The 15457-nt window shown below is 63.4% G+C and carries 12 protein-coding genes; 11 read left to right on the forward strand and 1 reads right to left on the reverse strand.

Features of this window, described 5'->3' with window-relative positions:
* Positions 1-9 precede the first annotated feature (9 nt).
* Both ACIQWO_RS04110 and ACIQWO_RS04115 read left to right on the forward strand, forming a co-directional pair.
* Complete coding sequence (locus tag ACIQWO_RS04110) at positions 10-771, forward strand: phytanoyl-CoA dioxygenase family protein (protein ID WP_402819507.1); 762 nt, start codon at positions 10-12, stop codon at positions 769-771.
* Between the two features lie 231 nt (positions 772-1002).
* Positions 1003-2391, forward strand: coding sequence for a sodium-dependent transporter (locus tag ACIQWO_RS04115; protein ID WP_402819510.1), 1389 nt, complete (start codon positions 1003-1005; stop codon positions 2389-2391).
* A 75-nt stretch (positions 2392-2466) separates the two neighbouring features.
* Here ACIQWO_RS04115 and gor read toward each other — a convergent pair whose 3' ends face one another.
* The gene (gene gor, locus ACIQWO_RS04120) at positions 2467-3828 is read right to left on the reverse strand and encodes a glutathione-disulfide reductase (protein WP_402819513.1); all 1362 of its coding nucleotides are present in this window, start codon (positions 3826-3828) and stop codon (positions 2467-2469) included.
* 534 nt (positions 3829-4362) lie between these two features.
* Here gor and ACIQWO_RS04125 point away from each other — a divergent pair.
* From ACIQWO_RS04125 to ACIQWO_RS04165, 9 genes are all read left to right on the forward strand, one after another.
* A complete protein-coding gene (locus ACIQWO_RS04125) occupies positions 4363-4887 on the forward strand; it encodes a hypothetical protein (RefSeq protein ID WP_402819516.1) in 525 nt (174 codons plus the stop codon).
* 400 nt (positions 4888-5287) lie between these two features.
* Complete coding sequence (locus tag ACIQWO_RS04130; RefSeq protein WP_150738012.1) at positions 5288-6778, forward strand: DASS family sodium-coupled anion symporter; 1491 nt, start codon at positions 5288-5290, stop codon at positions 6776-6778.
* Positions 6779-6814: 36 nt separating this feature from the next.
* Entirely contained in the window at positions 6815-7867 is a 1053-nt protein-coding gene (locus ACIQWO_RS04135) for an Ldh family oxidoreductase (protein ID WP_402819520.1), read from the forward strand.
* 132 nt (positions 7868-7999) lie between these two features.
* Positions 8000-8434, forward strand: coding sequence for a F0F1 ATP synthase subunit epsilon (locus ACIQWO_RS04140; protein ID WP_402819523.1), 435 nt, complete (start codon positions 8000-8002; stop codon positions 8432-8434).
* A gap of 306 nt (positions 8435-8740) precedes the next feature.
* Positions 8741-9541, forward strand: a complete 801-nt coding sequence (locus tag ACIQWO_RS04145; protein ID WP_039398566.1) for an enoyl-CoA hydratase/isomerase family protein — start codon at positions 8741-8743, stop codon at positions 9539-9541.
* Positions 9542-9696: 155 nt separating this feature from the next.
* Positions 9697-10779, forward strand: coding sequence for an ABC transporter substrate-binding protein (locus ACIQWO_RS04150; protein WP_402819527.1), 1083 nt, complete (start codon positions 9697-9699; stop codon positions 10777-10779).
* Positions 10780-10825: 46 nt separating this feature from the next.
* Complete coding sequence (locus ACIQWO_RS04155) at positions 10826-11914, forward strand: ABC transporter ATP-binding protein (protein WP_402819530.1); 1089 nt, start codon at positions 10826-10828, stop codon at positions 11912-11914.
* 41 nt (positions 11915-11955) lie between these two features.
* Positions 11956-13707, forward strand: a complete 1752-nt coding sequence (locus ACIQWO_RS04160) for an ABC transporter permease subunit (RefSeq protein WP_402819533.1) — start codon at positions 11956-11958, stop codon at positions 13705-13707.
* 98 nt (positions 13708-13805) lie between these two features.
* Positions 13806-15395, forward strand: coding sequence for an AMP-binding protein (locus tag ACIQWO_RS04165; RefSeq protein ID WP_402819536.1), 1590 nt, complete (start codon positions 13806-13808; stop codon positions 15393-15395).
* Positions 15396-15457 lie beyond the last annotated feature (62 nt).

The raw sequence follows: 15457 nt of genomic DNA on the forward strand, positions 1-15457 counted from the left end.
CCGACCATCATGGCGCTTACCGCATCGCAACTCGAAACCTTCCGTAACGACGGTTATCTGATCCTCCCGCGCTACGTTGCGCAGGCCGACTGCGAGGCGATTCTGGCCGATGTGCGAGCGCAGTTGGCGGCGGCCACGCTACCGCTCGAGTTCGAAGCCGATGTGGGTTATGCGGGCGCGCCGCAATCGCGTGATGCGGAGGGTGGCCAGACGGTTCGCCGTCTGCTCAAGGCTTACGATCGCGGCGATGCACTGCGCAACTGGGCCACGCGCCCGGACCTGATCGAATCGCTTGCCCAGATCTTCGGCGAAGACGTGGTGCTGACGCTTGCGCACCACAACTGCGTGATGACGAAACATCCGCACTTCGGTACGGCGACCGGCTGGCATCGCGATATCCGCTACTGGTCGTTCCCTGAGAACTCACTGGTTTCGGTCTGGCTGGCACTGGGGCCGGAGACGCGCGACAACGGCGCGCTTCGTTTCATCCCGGGTTCGCACCGCGAGCAGCTTCAGCCGCATCAGCTCGATTCGCTGGATTTCCTGCGTCCCGACGAACCGGACAATCAACCGCTCGTGGCGCGCGGCAAGCAAGTCGAGCTTGCACAAGGCGACGTCGTGCTGTTCCACAGCGGACTGTTTCACGCAGCTGGCCGAAATGAAGGCGACACCACCAAATTCTCGGTCGTGTTCGCATACCGTGGCGAGAGCAATCCGCCCAAGCCGGGAACCCGTTCTGCCTCGGCAGGCGAGGTTGAACTCGGCCACTGACGCAAATTTGGGTGCTTTCCTAAACCGGTAGGCACCTTTTCCCGCGTAGACTCTCCGGCCACCCTTGTGGTGTCAGGCGCTGGCGCACGTGAGCCGCATCGTTCCGATATCGATGCCGTGCCGCGCCAGTAATCTGCCTGACGCCATTCCATGAACCTGTGACGTGTCGCTCCCGCGCGGTGCAAAGCCGCGTGGACCCGGTGGCTGCACGTCCGTTTCCGGAGGAGACACGTGTCCCATTTACCCATCTCACCTGCTGCCCCAGCGGCATCGCCCGCGGCAACCGACGCTTCGGGCGAAGCGAGCCGTGCCACCTGGGGATCGCGGCTGGGTTTCGTGCTGGCCGCCGCTGGCTCTGCCGTTGGTCTTGGCGCGGTCTGGAAGTTTCCGTACGTCGTCGGGCAGCACGGCGGTGGTGCCTTCCTCGCTGTCTATCTGGCCTGTGTGCTGACGCTTGGTGTCGCGCTGTTGCTGGCAGAGATGACGGTTGGCCGTTTGACGGGGCAGTCCATCACGACCGCGATGCGCACGCTCGGCGGACGCGCCTGGGCCTGGGTCGGGCGCGTCGCCACGTTCAATGCATTCGCGATTCTCTCGTTCTACGTCGTGGTCGGCGGTTGGACTGTGACTTACCTGATGCGCGCGTTCACGGGCTCGATCCTCGCGAACGATACGCAGCGGCTAGTCGCCGAGTTCTCGGCGTTCACCGCGAATCCGGTGGCGTCACTCGCAAGCATGGGGGTGTTTCTCGGTCTGGCGGCACTGATCGTCGCAGCCGGTGTACAGAAAGGCATCGAGCGGGCAGGCAAGTGGCTCATGCCCGCGCTGTTCCTGCTGATGTTGCTGGTCATTGCCCGCGCGCTCACGTTGCCCGGCGCGATGGCGGGTGTGGCCTGGTTCCTTACGCCCGACTTTTCGATGATCTCCGGCGACACGTTGCTCGAAGCACTGGGACTGGCGTTCTTCTCGTTGTCGCTGGGGGCGGGGATGATCGTGGTGTACGGATCCTATCTGCCGCGCGACGCACGGCTCGCCGGTTCGGCCGTCTGGGTCGCGACGCTTGCGACGCTGGCGTGCTGCCTTGCCGGTCTGATGATCTTGCCCGCCGTTTTCGCGTTCGGCGTGCCGCCCGACGCCGGTCCCGGCCTCACGTTCATCACCATGCCCGCCATCTTTGCGCAGATGCCGTTCGGGCACGCGATTGCCATCGCATTCTTCCTGCTGTTGCTGTTCGCCGCGCTGACCTCGGCCGTCTCGCTGTACGAGCCGGTCGCGGCCTTTCTGATCGACGAATATCAATGGCAGCGTGGTCCGGCAGTCCTCGCCGTGTTCGTCTCGACCTTCCTGTTCGGTGCACCGGCGGCGCTCTCGTTCGGCATCTGGTCGGACGTGCGACTGTTCGACCGCACGATCTTCGATCTGATGGACTACGTCACCGTCAATCTGCTGATGCCGGTCGGCGGGCTTTGTATCGCGATCTTCGTCGGTGCGTGCATCTGGCCCAAGGCGCGGACTGTGCTGGAAGGTTCGCGTACGCAGTGGTTTGTGCCGGTATGGCGCGTACTGCTGTTGGTGCTCACGCCGATTGCCATCTTCGGCGTCTGGTATCAGACGTTCTGAGGCTTCGACTTGGATCGCTGGACGCGGGCGCTGACCACGACAGTGGCGTCAGCGCCCGCATCGGGTGGTGACGCTTTACGCGACCGGCGTGCGCATCGTCACCCATTCTTCGGCGGCTGTCGGGTGTACCGCCAGCGTGCGATCGAAGTCGGCCTTCGTTGCGCCCATCGACAGCGCGACGCCCAGCAACTGCACCTGTTCGCCTGCGTGATCCCCGACCATATGCGCGCCGACGATCTTGTCGGTGGCACCGTCGACGAGCAGCTTCATCAGCATCTTTTCCTGACGGCCCGACAGCGTCGCCTTGAGCGGGCGGAAGGTGGCCTTGTACACCTTGAGCTGTGGGTATTGTGCGCGGGCTTCACTCTCAGTCAGTCCCACCACACCGATCTCCGGTGTGCTGAACACTGCCGTCGGAATCAGTTTGTGGTCGACGCGCGTGGTGCGCTCCCCGAACACCGTATCTGCGAACGCCTGGCCTTCGCGAATCGCCATCGGCGTGAGGTTGACGCGATCGGTGACGTCGCCAACGGCAAAGATCGACGGCACATTCGTGCGCGAGAACTCGTCGACGATCACCGCCCCCTTGTCGTTGAGTGCCACGCCACTGGCCGCCAGCCCGAGTCCTTGCGTGTACGGCACACGCCCCGCAGCGCTCAACAGCACGTCCGCTTCGTGTGCGGTGCCGTCCGACAGCGTAATACGCAAGCCGTCCTGCATCTTCTCTGTGCGCTCGATCGTACGCTCCAGCAGGATCTCGATACCTCGCTCGCGATATGCGGCTTCGAGCGACGTCCGGACTTCCTCGTCGAATCCACGCAGCAGATGCGGTCCGCGATGTACGACGGTCACCTTCGAGCCAAGCCCGGCGAAAACCCCCGCGAATTCCAGTGCAATGTAACCGCCGCCGATGATCGTGATGCGCTTGGGGAGCGATTCGAGATGAAACACTTCGTTCGACGAAATGGCGTGCTCGCGTCCGACGAAGTGTGGCTGATCTGCCGGACGGCCGCCTGTCGCGATCAGGATGTTGCGCGCGGTAATGCGCTCACCGGTGGCGGGCAGCACAACGGTGTGCGGGCCTTCGACCACGGCGCGCGCGGCGACGAGTTCGGCCCCCGCGCGTTCGAGGTTGGTCGTGTAGATGCCTTCGAGTCGCGCAATCTCGGTGTCCTTGCGGGCGATCAGCGTTTTCCAGTCGAACTTGGGGGACGGCACTTCCCAGCCGAAACCTGCGGCATCTTCGAATTCGTCGGCAAACCGGCTGGCGTAGACCAGCAGCTTCTTCGGCACGCAACCACGAATGACGCACGTGCCACCCACGCGAAATTCTTCCGCGACTTTCACACGCGCGCCGTATTGCGCGGCGACGCGTGCGGCGCGCACGCCGCCCGAACCGGCACCGATCACGAACAGATCCACATCGAACTGGGACATTGCTGACTCCTTTTTGTCATTGGGCACACCGGACAGTCGGTCGATGGCCCCGTGCTGCTAGCGTTGAGCGATTGTGCCAGAGACATGCTCCCTACATCGGGAGGGCCCCGGGATTTTCGGACGCCTCCGAGTCCCGGGGCAGTCAACGCCCCATTGACCGCCGTTAAAACCCCGCCGTGCCTCGCCATAAGGCGCATCGTGCGTCAATTCGGGTTTTCGCACGGTCGTGCGCTTTTGTTGATCCACATCAATGCGTCAGACGAAACGCAGGACGACAATCGAAGCGTCGAAAGTCGATCAATGCTTCACCGGCGAGCGCGGACACTGGCCCATAAGGCGGTCAAAACGTATCGTCGATGATCAATCGCGGTTACCGGATGTTTCTGAAGTGAAACAAATCTCGGGAATTCTTCGGACATCTGCGAATGGTGGAATAAGAAGTGCATAAGAATCAAATAGTTGTCTCTCGTGGTCCGAAATTTGCTCTGACTATCCTAAGACAGGCGGGGATCACCGCCGATACACGAGGATGTCATGACGAAGTCGCTTACCCGCCTCATGGGCGCCAGCTCGGCGCTGGCGTTGTTGTGTTGCTTCTGGATGGTGGCATCGGCACATGCCGCCAATCCGCCGCAGACCGTGAATTCCACCGGTGTGCACGCGGCGACGAAGACCGCAACGGCGCAAGCCAAGTCTGGCGCCCGGCCGACACGGGCCGCACGTTCGAAGCGTGCGGCCCGGGCGTCGGCCCGGGTGTCACCCCATACGCCGCCTGGTTCACCGCCGCCAGCGCTCGTGGGCGCGGCCCCCGCGCCGTGGCACGACGTGTTTGCGGACGCGGGCGCGTGGGCGGCAGATCCGGTCATCGTCAGCGGTCGCACGTTAGGTGGGACGCTCGGCAATGCCGGGCTGACGTCGGGCACGGACGGCATGGTGACCGGACCGCGTGCCGGACTCACAGGGCTGTATCAGACGCTCTGGCATCGCGCGTTGACCAATCCCGTCCTCAATACCCAGTTGTTCGCCGGTGCACCGGAATACTTCGGACTGCATTTCTAGGCGTTCGCGCTTCGCGGCGAGTCGTATTGTCTGTTCCGCCTGCGCTGATCGCGTCACCGTTTCATTTGCGATGCATTTCAGGCAATCGGAGCGTCCGGACCTTTGATAGGTCGGTACACCCCGACTGCCTCGCATGCCGCATTCACCGCCGCGTTGATCGCAGTCCCGTGCGTCTGAATGCACACGGGACTGCAGGACTTCGCCCATTCCCCGCCACGCTTGCCTATGCCTTGCCCGTCTTGCCCCACGCGACGTTGGGGCCTGCGGTTGACGGTGCACGCCCATGCCCCGTGCTTGCCTCGCCAAGTTCAATGCGGGTAGGATTGACCCGCAGTTCAAGCGTGGCATTTCCTCAAGACATGCCGACTGCCGGCATGCCATTCCGTTCTGGAGCCCCCTTATGAGCACGCCTGACGTTTCTGTGCAAAGCCCTCCCCAGAAGAAAGCGATACCCATCGGGCTAATTGCCGGTGTGATCGTGATGATTGCCGTGCTCTTTATTCCGATGCCCGACGATCTGCCGGTCGCTGGCCATCGCATGCTGGCTATTCTCGCCTTTGCCGTGGTGGTGTGGATTACCGAGGCCGTGTCGTACGAGGCCAGCGCCATCATCATCACTTCGCTGATGGCGTTTCTCGTGGGCACCGCGCCCACGGTGCAGGACCCGAGCGTCGAGTACGGCACGTCGCGTGCCATCAGCATGGCGCTTGCCGGGTTCTCCAACTCGGCCCTCGCGCTGGTGGCCGGTGCGCTCTTCATTGCTGCGGCGATGACCCTCACCGGGCTCGACCGTCGCATCGCACTTGTGACCCTCTCCAAGATCGGGACCAGCACGCGCCGCGTGATGATCGGCGCCGTTGCCGTCACGATCCTGCTTTCGCTTGTCGTACCGAGCGCCACCGCCCGCAGTGCCTGTGTGGTGCCGATCATGATGGGTGTGATTGCCGCGTTCGGTGTCGACAAGCGCTCGAACATTGCCGCGGGCATCATGATCATCGTGGCGCAGGCGACCAGTATCTGGAACGTCGGTATTCAGACGGCCGCTGCACAGAACTTGCTGACGGTGGGCTTCATGGACAAGATGCTCGGCGACCGCATTACGTGGGCTGAGTGGCTTGTCGCTGGCGCACCGTGGGCGATCATCATGTCGGTGGTGCTCGTGGTGCTCGTGCTCAAGCTGATGCCGCCCGAGGCCGATGCCATTGCAGGCGGCAAAGAAGCCGTGGAAGCGCAATTGCGCGAAATGGGGCCGATGACGAGTTCGCAAAAGCGTTTGCTCGCCGTGTCGATCGGCCTGCTGCTGTTCTGGGCGACGGAAGGCAAGCTGCACCGCTTCGATACGACCTCGGTCACCTACGTCGGTCTGGTGGTGCTGATGCTGCCGCGTTTTGGCGTGATGACCTGGAAGGACGTGCAGTCGCGCATTCCCTGGGGCACCGTGATCGTGTTCGGGGTCGGTATCAGTCTTGGCACCGCATTGCTCACGACGCAGGCAGGGCAGTGGCTGGGCAATCACGTGGTGGCTGCAACGGGTCTCGATTCGCTGCCGACGTTGTCGATCTTCGCGATACTCGCCGCATTCCTCATCCTCATTCACCTGGGTTTCGCGAGCGCCACGGCGCTGACCTCGGCCATGCTGCCGATTCTGATTGCCGTGCTGCAAACCTTGCCGGGCGACTTCAACAGGCTGGGCATGACCATGTTGCTCGGCTTCACGGTCAGCTTCGGTTTCATCCTGCCGATCAACGCACCGCAGAACATGGTGTGTCTGGGCACCGACACGTTCACCGCGAAACAATTCGCCAAGGTGGGGATCATCGTCACTGTCGTGGGTTACGCCTTGCTGCTGGTGTTCGCCGCGACGTACTGGCGCTGGCTGGGCTGGTTGTAATGCGCGCCTGCTGCGCTCGATGAATAAGGAGTCACTATGCGAATCCCCCTGAAAGACGCCGTCGATTTCGGCAAACAACTGCTGCTCGCGCAGGGCGTGCCGGACGACATTGCGCTCGACGTCGCTGAGCATCTCGTGGAATCGGACCGTGTCGGCTATGCGAGTCACGGCCTGTCGATTCTGCCGACCTATCGCAAAGTGCTTGAGGACGGACAGGTCAATCCGACTGGACGTCCGACCGTTCTCACCGATCACGGCAATCTGTTGTTGTTCGAGGGCAATCGCGGCTTCGGTCAGCACGTCGGCAAGTTCGTGGTGGAGCATGCGATTGCGCGCGCCTTCGACAAGGGCGTGGCGATTCTGACGCTGCGCAACAGTCACCATCTGGGCCGCATGGGCCAGTATGGCGAGATGGCGGCGCATCAAGGGCTGGTGTTCATGGCGTTCACGAACGTGACGAACCGCCAGCCGATGGTCGCTCCGTTCGGCGGCAGCGAGCCGCGCCTGACGACCAATCCGTTGTGCTTTGCGGGGCCTTTGCCGAACAACCGTCCGCCGCTGGTGGTGGACATGGCGACGAGCGCCATCGCCATCAACAAGGCGCGTGTGCTGGCGGCCGAAGGCAAACAGGCGCCGCCGGGATCGTTGATCGACGGTCACGGCAATCCGTCGACCGATCCGAACGCGCTCTTCACTGAGCCGTTCGGTGCGTTGCTGCCGTTCGGTGGGCACAAGGGCTACGCGCTGGGCATCGTGACGGAGTTGCTGGCGGGTGTGCTCTCGGGCGGCGGTACGATACAGCCGGAACACCCGCGTGCGGGTGTGGCGACGAACAATATGTTCGCCATCGTGCTCAACCCGCAAGTCGACTTCGCCGCGACGTGGCGCTCGCACGAGGTGGAGGCGTTCATCGACTATCTGACGTCATGCCCGCCGCAGCCTGGCTTCGACCGCGTGCAGTATCCCGGCGAATATGAGGCAGACAACCGCAAGAAGCACCATGATCACATCGACCTCACGACACCGATTTGGGAGTCGCTATTGAAGATGTCGACGGATCTCGGTGTCGCGACGCCGCGAACGTTGTGATGTGCATGGTGGACTCGGGGCGCGACAGGGTTCGCGTCCGGGTTCGCCGGACCTTAGGAAGGACACGGCGCGACAACAGCGCTGCAGCAGGCTCAGGCGATGGAAGTCGTGTCGCAGGGAGAAGTGAAATTCATGGCATTACTCAAGGTAGACGTGGTCAGTACCGAGCGCGCGATTTTCTCGGGCGAGGCGCGCTTCGTTGAAATCCCCGGCTCGGCAGGTGAGCTGGGGGTGTTGCCGGGGCACACACCGCTGCTCTCGGGGGTGCGTCCCGGAACGGTGCGCATCGAAGGCGCCGACGGTACCGAGACGTTCCTGTACATCGCCGGTGGCTTCGTCGAGATCCAGCCCGACCGGGTGACGGTGCTCGCCGACACAGCCATGCGTGCCGACAGCCTCGATCAGGCGCGCGCCGAGCGTGCCCGCGAAGCGGCGGCCGCATTGCTGGAGCAACAGACCGGCGACATCGATTACGCCAAGGCGCAGGCCGAACTGGCCGAGGCCGTGGCACAACTGCAAGCCATTCGCCGCCTACGCAAACAAAAGTCGCGGGCGCAAGGCGATTAACCGTAACCGTAGTTGGTCTTCAGGTCGCCCGTCGGGCGACCGTCACCTAGGCTGACCTCCAGCCTGTCAAAGCCAGTCGGTCCTCACCGGACCGCTCGCCGCGCTTCTCCCCCCGATCCCAAAGGTGCAACCGCTTGAGGTAAACCCTGAAGCGATTCCGCTTGCGTCATTTTTTTGGAATAACTATATTGCTTTCAGATAACAGTTATTGCACTGAGATAACTGTTTAGCAAGAAATGCGTTGATCGCATTGTCGCCATCTCAATGCACGCGTGATGTCCACGCGTCGGTGCCCTTGGAGTTCAAATGAGCGAGACAGCAAAGCAAACGGAGCAGGAAGTCCTCTTCACGCAGGTTGGCAAGGTGGCGGTGATCACCTTGAATCGTCCGCAGGCGCTTAACGCCTGGACCATTGCCATGCGCGAACTGATCATCGACGCGCTCCAGCGTTTCAATGCCGACGACAACGTGGCAGCCGTGATCATGACCGGTGCCGGTCGCGCGTTCTCGGCTGGACAGGATCTGGCAGAAGCAAAGCATTTCGACGGCGACACGGCCATCGAGTGGATCAAGGGTTGGGAGCATTACTACGACGTGATTCGTAGCCTGAAGAAGCCGCTGGTCATGGCGCTAAACGGTACGGCTGCAGGCTCGGCCTTCCAGGTGTCGCTGCTGGGCGACATTCGCGTCGGCCACCCGGGCGTGCGCATGGGGCAGCCGGAGATCAACGCCGGTATCGCGAGCACGACCGGTCCGTGGATCATGAATCACATGCTGGGGCTGTCGCGCACGATCGAGCTGACGCTTACTGGCCGTCTGATGGACGCGGACGAAAGCCATCGTCTTGGCCTGATCCATCACCTCGTGCCGGAAGACAAGGTGTTCGACAAGGCGCTGGAAATCGCGACGGAACTCGCCGAGAAGCCGCCGGTGGCGATGCGTCTGGACAAGCAGCGCTTCCGCGAAATGACCGAAGGCACGTTCCAGGACGCTATCGAAGCGGGCATGCGCATTCAACGCGAGTCGTACGAGTCGGGCGAACCGGCGCGCATGATGGCTGCGTTCTTTGCCAAGCGTGCTGCCAAGGCCGAAACGGCAAAGGCCTGACGCTGCCACACCCGGCCGATCCGCAAGAGATCGCCATCGACTGAAGCGTTACCCCCCGTCGCCGCCTGCGAACACATTGTCACAACGGCGCGACGGGCGGCAACCCACACAGGGCAGGCGTGTTGCGTCTGTCCATCGCACAAGCGGAGTTCTTTATGTCTCACTCGCACGACCCGCAAAATCCGTCCCGCCGCCGTCTGCTTCAAATGGCCGGTGTCACTGCACTGGCTGGCTCGGTGCCGATGCTCGCGTCGCACTCGGTGTTCGCTCAGGCCAAGCAGTTGATCGTCTCCGATCCGGGTGGCCCGTACACCGCCGCTTATCGCCGGGCGTTCTACGACCCGTTCGAGAAGGCGACCGGCATCAAGGTTGTGAGTGTGGCGCGCGATTCGCAGCCGGTGGCGCAGTTCGCCGCGATGGTGCAGACGAAGAACTTCGTGTGGGACGTCACCACGCTCACGCTGTCGGCTGACATTCCGTATCTCGAATCGAAGGGCTTTCTCGAGCCGATCGGCATGAAGGCCGCCGACTTCCCCGGCATCATGCCCGAGGCCGTGACGGCCGACTGGCTGGGTGTCGACGTCTACTCGACCGTGCTGGCGTATCGCACCGACAAGTTTCAGAAGGAAGCGCCGCAGACGTGGGCCGATTTCTGGGACGTGAAGCGTTTCCCTGGCCGTCGTTCGCTGCGCCGCAGCCCGCTCGACACGCTGGAACAGGCGCTCATGGCCGACGGCGTGCCCATCGACAAGCTGTATCCGCTCGATCTCGACCGCGCCTTCAAGTCGCTCGACAAGATCAAGCCGCACATCAACCTCTGGTGGACATCGGGGGCGCAGGCCATGCAGGCGATCCAGAGCGGCGACGTCGACATGATGTCGACGTGGAACGGGCGTGCGCAGGCGGCCATCGACAACAAAGCGCCGGTGAAGATCGTCTGGAATCAGGGGCTGTATTCCATCGAAGGATGGGGGATTCCGAAGGGCACGCCGCGCGCCGAGTTCGCCAAGCAGTTCGTTCGTTTCTGCGGCGATCCGGCCCGACAAGCGCTCATCACGCAGGATCTCGCGTACGGTCCGACCAACCTCAAGGCATTCGACGGCATTCCCAAGGAGCGCGCGCCACTGCTGCCGACCGCACCTGCCAACCTCAAGGGCATGCGTCTGCCGAGCCCGCAGTGGTGGGCCGAGAACCGTACGAAGGCGACCGAGCGTTTCAACGCGTGGCTGCTGTCGTAAGCATCGATGCAAGTGTTGTGAATACCGGAGCAGGATGAGCACGAATATGAGCACCAAACTGGAAACCATCGGTCTTGCCAAGACGTACCGCGAGACGCCCGCGCTTCTGCCGACGGATCTGCGCGTCGCGGCAGGGGAATTTCTCACGTTGCTCGGGCCGTCTGGCTCGGGCAAGACCACGCTGCTGCAAATGATCTCGGGGCTGGTCGAACCCAGCGCGGGTCAGTTGCTCATCGATGGGCGCGACGCCACGCACGACGCACCGGGCAAACGTGGCATCGGGATGGTGTTCCAGAGCTATGCGCTCTTTCCGCACATGACTGTCTGGGAGAACGTGGCGTATGGGTTGCGCATGCGCAAGCTGCCGCGCGCCGAGCTGGGACCGGCCGTCGACTCGGCGCTCGCGATGGTCAAGATGCAGGCGTTCGCGCAACGTCTGCCGTCGGAGCTGTCGGGCGGTCAGCAGCAACGTATCGCGCTGGCACGCTGCTTCGCGTTTCGTCCGTCGATCATCCTGCTCGACGAGCCGCTCGGCGCGCTCGACAAGAAGTTGCGTGAGCACATGCAACTGGAAATCCGGCGTCTGCATCAGGAACTGGGCGCAACGTTCATCTACGTGACGCACGATCAGGATGAGGCGCTCACGCTGTCCGATCGCATCTGTCTGATGAATCAGGCGCGCATCGAACAGATCGGTACACCGGCGCAGTTGTACGACCGTCCGGCCACGCGTTTTGCCGCCGACTTCCTCGGGCATTCGAATCTGCTCGACGGCGTGGTGGAGCGCCTGGCGGACGGACGCGTCGCGCTGCGCGTCGGTGAGCGTCTGGTGCCCATTGGCCCGAGCCCCGATTTGCCAGCCGCAGGTGCGGCGAGTCTACTCGTACGCCCGGAGGCAGCACGGCTGACGACGCCGGAAGACGGTGCACTTGCCGGGACGATTCGCGAAGTGGTCTTTCTCGGCTCAGACACGCGCGCCATCGTATCGCTGGGGCAGGGCGGTGAATCCGGCTCCGCTGCCGATGCAGAGCGCGCGCATTTCACTGTGCGCTGTCCGCGCGAGCTGACGCCACGCGTAGGCGAGCGCGTCGGGCTCGCGTGGGATCACGGCCGCGCCACGTTGCTCACGCGCTGAGTCCTCTTTCGCCCAAGTCATCCGCTTCAGGAGTATTTGCCATGTGGCTTGTTCAACGCCTGCCCCAGGCGGGGTCCCGTATTGCCTGGCCGAAACACGTGGCCCGGTGGTTGCCCGCGCTGCCCGCCTTGCTGTTCCTCGCTGTGTTCTTCATCATGCCGGTCGTCGAGATCTTGCAGGGCGGCCTTTACGATGCCGACGGCGTGCTGTCCGTCGCGCAATTCGCGCGCATGACGCACTCGGCCGTCTATATCAAGGTGCTCGGCTCGACCTTCTGGATTGCCTTCCTGACGGCCGCGTTGTCGGTGCTCTTGGGCTATCCGGTCGCGTATCTGCTGGCTCGCCTGTCGGCGCGCTCGCGCGAGCGCTGGCTGTTGTGGATTGTGCTGCCGTTCTGGACGAGCTATCTCGTCAAGACCTACGCCTGGATGTTGCTGCTCTCCAAGACAGGGCTGCTCACGACGCTCGCCACGCACCTCGGTCTGCTCGACAGCGCGGGCACGCTCGCACCGTCGATGACGGGCGTGCTGATCGGCATGGTGCACGCGATGCTGCCGCTCGCCGTCATGACGATGCTGCCGATCATGCGCGGCATCAACATGCAACTCGTGCAGGCGGCGCAAACGCTCGGCGCGGATCGCTCGACGGGCTTCTTCACGGTGTTCCTGCCGTTGTCCGGACCGGGCGCGGCGGCGGCCGGGTTGCTCGTCTTCATCACCAGTCTCGGCTTCTTTATCGTGCCCGCACTGCTGGGCTCGCCGCGTGAGTCGATGGTGGCGCAACTGGTCATTTCGTCCGTGCTGGAATTGTTCGACCTGCGGTTTGCGGGCGCGCTCTCGACGGTCCTGCTGCTGTGCTCCATCGTCGTGTTCTTTATTTACGACCGGGTGGTCGGTCTGTCGTCGTTGGCCGGGGAAGCGCCGGAGCGACGCGCAGGGGCAGGCGGCCGGATGTTGCCGGTGCTGATGACGGTCGGACGTCTCGCGGGCAAGTTGTCGTTCTCGCAAGGCGGCGAGCGGGCGGGGGGCGGTCTGGGCCTGAAGGCCTATACGTGGGCGGTCGTGCTCGCGCTGGTGTTGCCCATTGCATTCGTCGTGCCGCTGGCGTTCACGAAGCAATCGTTCGTGTCGTTCCCGCCGGAGCTTTTCACCTTCAAGTGGTTCGTGGCATTCCTCGAATCCAGCGTCTGGCAGGCAGCGTTGTGGCGCTCGCTGGGCGTGGGCTTCGCAACGGCCGCACTCGCGCTCGTGCTCGGCTTCGGGGCGAGTCTGGCGCTCGTCCGGTTGCCGTCGCGCTGGCGTAAGCCGCTGTTCGCCGTGTTCATCGCGCCGCTGATCGTGCCGCGCATCGTCGTCGCCGTCGGACTGCTGTACCTGTTTGCACGGTGGGAACTGGCAGGCACCAATGCGGGCCTCGTCATCGGTCACACCGTGCTGGCGATTCCGTACGTGGTCGTCACGTTGTCTGCGAGCTTCAAGCGCTTCGACTGGCGGCTCGACGACGCGGCCAAGATGCTCGGCGCGTCGGCCTTCACCCGCGTACGCACCGTGTTGTTGCCGTTGCTCGCCGCAAGCCTTGGTTCGGCGTTCCTGTTCGCTTTCATCGTGTCGTTCGACGACCTGACGATTGCCATCTTCGTCTCCGGCGGGATCAACACCACGCTGCCCAAGCAGATGTGGGACGACATCCAACTGGCCGTCACGCCGACATTGGCCGCTGTCGCCACGTCGCTGGTCTTCCTGATGGTGTTCGTCGTCTGGTTGTCCTCCATCTTCAAACGCAAGAGCTACTGATACCTGCGGATTCTCGTATGTCCATGTCAAACGTTGCCCGAGTTGCGCCGGTGAGTGCGCAGACGTCTTCGGCGTCGGAATCGTCACACGCATCACCTATGTCGTCGCATCCCTATCTTCAGTACTTCCCGCAGCGGGCCGAGGGCGATTCGCTCGACGTCGTGCCGCTGCTCATGGCAGGGCTTACTCGGCGTGAAGGAGTTTCACCGAAGCCGGTCGTTGTGTTCGAGGGGGAGGCCATCGACCGTGCGCAGATGGCCGCGCGCGTCGGCGCGATGCAGGCGTGGTTTGCCGCGCAGGGACTCGTGCCGGGCGATCGCGTGGCGGTCATGCTGGGTAACAGTGCCGCGCAAGTCGCTTTGATCTACGCGCTCATGCTCTCGGGCTTGGTGTGGGTGCCGGTTAATACGCGTCTGAAAGGCGACGGTATCGAGTATCTGCTGGGGCACGCCAAACCGAAGCTGCTCATCGCCGAGCCGTCGTTCGCCGACGTACTCGACGCGGGCGTCGCGCTGGCCGTCGGGCAGCCGGGGCACCACGGCACGCAAGTCGTGCGCCACTGGCTGTCGGACGTCATGGCGCAGGCCGCCGCGCATACGGGGAAGGCGCCGGTTGCGGCGGCCGTCACCCCGGCATCGGTGCTTTGCATCATCTACACGTCGGGGACGACGGGAGCGCCCAAGGGGGTCTTGTTCACGCACCGCATGATGCGCATTGCCAGCGAGGCGGCGTTGCGCGTGGCCGATGCAGGCGACGGCGACCGCTTGTTCCTGTGGGAGCCGTTGTGCCACATTGGCGGCGCGCAAATGTTGTTGATCCCGTTTCTCGTCAATGTCGAGATGCACGTGGTCGAGCGCTTCTCGGCGAGCCGCTTCTGGCAGCAGTGCGAGCAGTCGCAGGCCACGCATCTTCACTACCTTGGCGGCATTCTGGACATCCTCATGCAGTTGCCGCGCGACGCGCAACCGGCGACGAATTCCCTGCGTGTGGCATGGGGCGCGGGTGTCTCGGCGAGCGCCTGGCAAGCAACGCGCGAACGTCTGGGCTGTGTGCTTCGCGAGTGTTACGGCATGACCGAGTGCTCAAGCTTTGCCACGCTGAACGACGCCGATCAACCCGGCTCCATCGGTCACGCGTTGCCGTGGTTGACGCTGGAGTTGCTCGACGACGCGGGCCAGCCGGTGGTCGATGGGGAGCCGGGGGAAATCGTCTTGTCGAGCGACGTCGAGGGCGTGTTCTTACCGGGGTATCTCGATAATCCCGACGCCACGGCGAAAGCGTTGCGCGACGGCAAGCTTTACACGGGCGACAGCGCGCGCCGCAGTGCCGACGGCAGTCTGGTTTTCATCGGACGTCGAACGGACAGCATGCGCGTGCGGGGCGAGAACGTCTCGGCGTGGGAGATCGAGCGGGTGTTTGCGCGACATCCGGCCGTGGCGGCATGTGCGGCGATCGGCGTGGCGAGCGAGATCGGCGAGCAGGACGTCATGTTGTACGTGCAGTTCCGCGAATCGGCCGTCGACTGGACTGCGTTGTCGACGTGGGCGGCAGAGCGTCTCGCCAGCTATCAGCGGCCGCGCTACTATCGCGAGACCGCACAGTTCGAGACAACGCCATCGGAGCGAATCCGCAAGCACTTGTTGTCGCGCGACACGCAAGGCGCGTGGGAGTGGGGCGCAACGAAATGAGGCAGCGCGTGCGCGAGGGCTGAACGTGGATTTAGAGTTATCGCATAAAGATAGAGTCCTAT

Origin of the sequence: Pandoraea sp. NPDC090278 (assembly GCF_044772185.1) — a bacterium.
In the GTDB taxonomy this organism is placed as follows: Bacteria; Pseudomonadota; Gammaproteobacteria; order Burkholderiales; family Burkholderiaceae; genus Pandoraea.

Coding starts and splice junctions, on each gene's coding strand:
- ACIQWO_RS04150 (WP_402819527.1), top strand. CDS start 9,697: ATGTCTCACTCGCACGACCCGCAAAATCCGTCCCGCCGCCGTCTGCTT.
- ACIQWO_RS04110 (WP_402819507.1), top strand. CDS start 10: ATGGCGCTTACCGCATCGCAACTCGAAACCTTCCGTAACGACGGTTAT.
- ACIQWO_RS04145 (WP_039398566.1), top strand. CDS start 8,741: ATGAGCGAGACAGCAAAGCAAACGGAGCAGGAAGTCCTCTTCACGCAG.
- ACIQWO_RS04165 (WP_402819536.1), top strand. CDS start 13,806: ATGTCGTCGCATCCCTATCTTCAGTACTTCCCGCAGCGGGCCGAGGGC.
- ACIQWO_RS04125 (WP_402819516.1), top strand. CDS start 4,363: ATGACGAAGTCGCTTACCCGCCTCATGGGCGCCAGCTCGGCGCTGGCG.
- ACIQWO_RS04135 (WP_402819520.1), top strand. CDS start 6,815: ATGCGAATCCCCCTGAAAGACGCCGTCGATTTCGGCAAACAACTGCTG.
- gor (WP_402819513.1), bottom strand. CDS start 3,828: ATGTCCCAGTTCGATGTGGATCTGTTCGTGATCGGTGCCGGTTCGGGC.
- ACIQWO_RS04140 (WP_402819523.1), top strand. CDS start 8,000: ATGGCATTACTCAAGGTAGACGTGGTCAGTACCGAGCGCGCGATTTTC.
- ACIQWO_RS04155 (WP_402819530.1), top strand. CDS start 10,826: ATGAGCACCAAACTGGAAACCATCGGTCTTGCCAAGACGTACCGCGAG.
- ACIQWO_RS04130 (WP_150738012.1), top strand. CDS start 5,288: ATGAGCACGCCTGACGTTTCTGTGCAAAGCCCTCCCCAGAAGAAAGCG.
- ACIQWO_RS04160 (WP_402819533.1), top strand. CDS start 11,956: ATGTGGCTTGTTCAACGCCTGCCCCAGGCGGGGTCCCGTATTGCCTGG.